Here is a 2,049-nt window from a genome sequence, read left to right on the forward strand (position 1 = left end):
TATAATCTTCTTTGGGTTGCCCTTTCCATCCATCAATTTCGACTTTCACAAATTTGTAATCATACATATTCTTCCACCCCTTTTCCCTAATTGTACCATTTAGAAGAAGCGATGTATTGTACTTTTTTGACTGTATGCTCTATACATATGCAGTTAACATAACGCATCATTATCGGTAGCAATGAAAAGGACTTTAAATTTAATTCGCAGGATTTCTTTCTTTTACAAGATCTTCGATGTTATTTGCTTCTTTGATTTCTTTTGACGATAACCAATTTTCATTTATTGTTCCTGTCTTATTGGTTAAATAGATGTTAAAGTTTTTATTATATAGTTCTTCTTTAAGGATTGTGGTTACTTTGATTAAATCCTCAATTAAAAGGGGATTGTTTTCAAATATATTATTGGTGGTATTAATAACTAAAGTCACTAAATATTTTCGACTATCCTCTTCATCTGAACTTGAATAAGTAATACTTTTAATTGCAAATCGATCGTTTTGCATTTCATGTAATCTTTCTTCTACTTTGGTGTGTGTTCTAATCCAGTTTTCCCAATATTTATTTATGGCATCTTACATCGTAAATTTCATTGTTCGTAACAGTTCTTCTTTTGTTATCCTTTCTTGCACATTTTTAAAAGGTTCACCTAAAGATTGGCCAGTATGATCCTTAATTTCAAGTTCTGTTATCTTTTTATTATTCTTCTGAATGATTTGAAATAGAGCATATAAACGATCTAATTCTACTGAATTCAATTGGCTAAAGTCAATCTCATTACTCATTTGCAAAGTTAATAATAATTCATTAGTTGGTTTTCCTTCATCTGGATCTTTATTATCTAATATATATTGAAGAGGATTTTCCGTTTCAGATTCCACGTAGCCTAATTTTTTTATTTCTTCTAGAGTTGGTTTGAATTTCTTATATTCCTCAAATGTTTTTTTTCCGTATTGGTATTCATCACCTACTGGATTTGAATAGAGGAGACCTTGTACCTTTACTCGGAATTTTAGATATTTGTTATTTTTTTCTTGCACAGTATGGTAGGTATTACCACCATTATTTTCATTTATCGAGCTCCAATCTGTTACAACTACATCAATACCGTGTTTTTCTTTTATATATTCTTGTATCTCAACTCCATTTTCTTGATTACAACCACTTAGACATAAGAAATATAATACTAGCAATATTACATGCTTCAAACTTTTCATATAAGCACTCCCTACGTAAGAATTAATCCTTGAATGTGCAGCACACTACAAAACCTTCTTTTCCTTAGTCGTATACTTTAACTTTTATATAGTTTGAATCTTAAATCATCTAAGTTCCTGAACTTTCCGACTATACTGCTTAAAGTATTACCGTCTTAAAATATATAACTTATTTTTTTTAGGTCTTTCTCAATTCTATAAGCCTATGGTTCATTGGGATCATATCTAAAACGTACATTCATACCATGGTATCTATTTTACTATAAAATCTGGTTCTATTATTAAAATATTCCTTTTTTGTTTTTTCGTTTCCTAGTATAGATGTTCCTTCTGAATCAATGAGGGAGGATCTATGGAAAGATATTATACTATCTCGAGTTATGCACCATATATAAGAAGAAAAAACATAGCTATAAACATAATATTATATTTTTATATATGAACAATTTAATTTAAAATCATTGATGATAATGTTATACTAATATTAACCAAGAAGAATCCAGCAAACTATGATTAATCACTACATTTTCTTTCATAGCATGTCAACGTAAAAAAAGACACTTTCTATTGTGTCTTTTTTTACGCTTTGAGATGAATACATTGACTCAATACTTATATTAGTCTAATTTTGGGTAGCACCACATCGCTATCAACTTAAGAAATTGATTCTTCCCCAAAACGGAAAAAATGAACCGAATTCTCAGAAATAATTGTGAAAAGGTAAAGTTCTCGTTATGGGGGTGTCTTAAAATCTTAGCTTGATGGGCATGTGGCGGTACCCCACATCCATCAACTTAAGGATTTAGACTATTTTTGAAGTTAAAAGCACGTTA

General features: G+C 29.7%; 2 pseudogenes. Both read right to left on the minus strand.

Features of this window, described 5'->3' with window-relative positions:
- Positions 1-67, minus strand: a pseudogene (locus tag V7S50_RS33930) (DUF4177 domain-containing protein); the annotation flags it as partial.
- A gap of 132 nt (positions 68-199) precedes the next feature.
- A pseudogene (locus V7S50_RS33935) lies at positions 200-1,216 on the minus strand (hypothetical protein).
- Between the last annotated feature and the right edge of the window lie 833 nt (positions 1,217-2,049).

Origin of the sequence: Bacillus sp. CCNWLW194, from assembly GCF_037120585.1 — a bacterium.
In the GTDB taxonomy this organism is placed as follows: domain Bacteria; phylum Bacillota; class Bacilli; order Bacillales; family Bacillaceae_G; genus Bacillus_A; species Bacillus_A basilensis.